This is a genomic window from Bradyrhizobium jicamae, from assembly GCF_001440395.1.
GTDB lineage: Bacteria > Pseudomonadota > Alphaproteobacteria > Rhizobiales > Xanthobacteraceae > Bradyrhizobium > Bradyrhizobium jicamae.
On record NZ_LLXZ01000017.1, the window covers coordinates 1 to 2,651 of the forward strand.

A 2,651-nucleotide genomic window follows, 5' to 3' on the forward strand; every position below is an offset into this window, starting at 1 on the left:
ACTGCCGAAAATACGACAGCTAGTCCGGCGCTTGCGAGTTGATCGAATTCATCCATATCGAAGTCTCCAACTCCCTGATTAACGTCACAAAGCAATCGGCGGTTCCAATCTCGGGAAAACTGGCAATTCGCTCGGCAACTTCGGTGGAGGGGTCCCGTTAGCTCCGAACGAAACCGCGAGCAACGGTTCTCGTTAGCGCGTTCCTTTAGCCACACGGAGCAAGCATGCTCAGCCGGCGCCTCGTGATAGGCATCATCTTCACCGCTCTCACCTGTGGAGCGGCCGCCATAACGATGCTGAGACATTTGCTGCTGTAACGACCACCTCGCCGAATGGGGCCGCTTGAAAGCGGTTCCCATTCGCGGGCCTCAGTTTCCTGTGGAAGGCCACACACGGGCATCACTTCAAGTCAGCGCGTTACTTGGCTGCCAAGGATTCCGAATGGGCAACCGAGTTAGCAAGTCAACTTCCAAGACGAGACTATATTGAATGTGCCAGAGGTCGAATTGCGGCCAAGTTGCTTTGAATGAGCCAACGTAACTTGCGCTCGACCTGAAGCGCCTACGACCTAATGTGCATCCATTACGACCAGCCGGGCGGCGCTCCACCGCCGTCGGAGCGCTACTGCGGCCGGCGCGCCGCAGCGGCGGAGGGTCTTGGCAGAGCGCCTTAATCTTGCGGATCAGCAAAAGAGAAATGAAATCGGGAAAAAGTAGCCACTTTTCTAGCGTGCCGGAATTGTAGTTCGTGCCGTTTGTTGGAGTTCGAAATGGCTGATTCACCGCTGAAGATTGCTGTAGACCGCGCATGGTCTGTGCACAGAGCAACGCACGAGGATATTGACGCTTGCGATTCAAGACGCTGCTCTCTTGAGAGGTAGTTGTTCGGAAAGGCGGTAGCTGGAGAAAGCGATCCAGAAGGGCTGACATGTCACGGCCTTGCTTACTTAGCTAGGCTTAGACCTGATGAGTATTGAGGTTAGGGTGGCAGCGGGGCCCCAATCTATCGCGGTATGCCAGCGTCGCTTGAATCTGACGCGCCACGACGTAGCAGGTGACGATAACCGTGCTCCGTCATCCATTTGGCGCGCGATAAATGGCTGTCGAACGCCTTCCGCGCCCGATCACATTCATGTTCCGGATCAAAATGCAGCACCAGTCGTGCGGCTTCGCGCCAGTCCGAGGGTTGGTGGAAAGCGACACCCAACCCGAGCAGTTCATAAAGGCCCACGGGAGGCCGGCTCAAAGAAGCTGGATCGTTTTAGGCAGCGTGCACGCCTGAACCGAAGGCCGTGCCTGATTAAGTGAAATGCGGAGCTTGGCATGTCTTGACTAGCCAGGCGATAATCACGCTTTGGCTCTTGTTGCGGCTGCTTGGCCGCGCTCGCGTGTCGCAGCGGCAATCGTTGCTTAGGAAGGAACGACCGCCAGTCCGGATTTTGTGGCGAGGAGTGACAAAAGACTATCGCGATGGACTGCAACAGCACTTTCCAACGCAAATCGAGGCGAACGGTGTTTAATTGGTTTAGGGTAGACAAGCGACGAAAGAAGATCCGTGAGGACCGAAGATACCTGGAAGGAAGGGCGCGACGCCTGTTGCAAAAATATCTAGCCGCAGATGATTCGGAAAAGCGCCTTTACTACGAGGTGATCGCTGGAGCAGCCGCAGCATGTCAGCCCGAAGTTTCGGATCCGGGCTTGGAAAACCCACAGCATGCTGAACTGAGTGCTGAGACCGCCCTTAAAGTAGTCAAAATCCATCACCGCCAAACCAGCGATGAGAACGATGATTTGGCTGGATTGATCACTGATGCTTACGCAACGGTGGGAATAGCGTACCGCCGTGCCGCTGCCGTCTACAGGGTCGATGAGGAGATGCAGCGACTGGGGACCGCCGCCGTGCACCTAACCACAATAGCAAACTCGTATATGGCCGCTTAATCACGGGGTACGCCGCGTAAGTGACCCGTTGTCTCACATCCTCGAAGAATTTCGCAATCGTTGTACGGCCGTCTGATCCAGTAAGGCTGCGAGCGAGGGCTCGCGAAAGGCTAATCCGCGTGACAACCGCGTCCCACTGGCGCTCTTCCGCGGCGGGATAATGATTGATCAACGCGCAATGGCAGCGCCAGTCCGTGGTAGACGTTGCAGCGAGCCGTGGCCCGAGGTGCTCCCCGAAACCGCCGAAGCGCTGGACGCCAACTCCCTTTCATATCCGAGACTTTACCAACCGCCGCGGAAGTGACGTTGATAGCCCCATCCGCCACGCCAACCCGGACCAGCGTACGCATACACAGGAGGTGCCGCATAGACGCGCGGTGCCGCATAGACAGGATATTCCTCAACCACGACTCGCGGCGGCGCTACAATGACAGGCCGGCGAACCACCACAACGGGAGCCGGCTCCTCGACAACGACAGGTGGCCGCGTCCGGTACTCGTACGTGTGAGTCTCCTCCCCATAACTTGGAGCTTCGCTATAGGGCGTTACTCCGTTGGCCAGTGCCGGTGAGGCGAGAGCCAGTGCGCTTGCCGCACCCAAGATCGCTTTACGCATGGACGTTGCTCCCTTTTTTGTTGCCCGTGGAAGAAAACGCGAGAACCCGTTGTTAGGTTCATGAACGCGAGTGTTCAGCCGCGCGCTGTCGTGCAT

General features: G+C 57.0%; 2 protein-coding genes. One reads left to right on the forward strand and one right to left on the reverse strand.

Annotated elements, in window-relative coordinates; genetic code table 11:
* Positions 1-1,002: 1,002 nt before the first annotated feature.
* Entirely contained in the window at positions 1,003-1,245 is a 243-nt protein-coding gene (locus CQ12_RS45935) for a hypothetical protein (RefSeq protein ID WP_430642179.1), read from the reverse strand.
* A 266-nt stretch (positions 1,246-1,511) separates the two neighbouring features.
* Between CQ12_RS45935 and CQ12_RS03715 the strand changes: the two genes are divergently transcribed.
* Positions 1,512-1,940 carry a hypothetical protein gene (locus CQ12_RS03715; protein ID WP_157087986.1) on the forward strand — a complete coding sequence of 143 codons (429 nt, stop codon included), beginning with the start codon at positions 1,512-1,514 and terminating at the stop codon, positions 1,938-1,940.
* Positions 1,941-2,651: the final 711 nt, after the last annotated feature.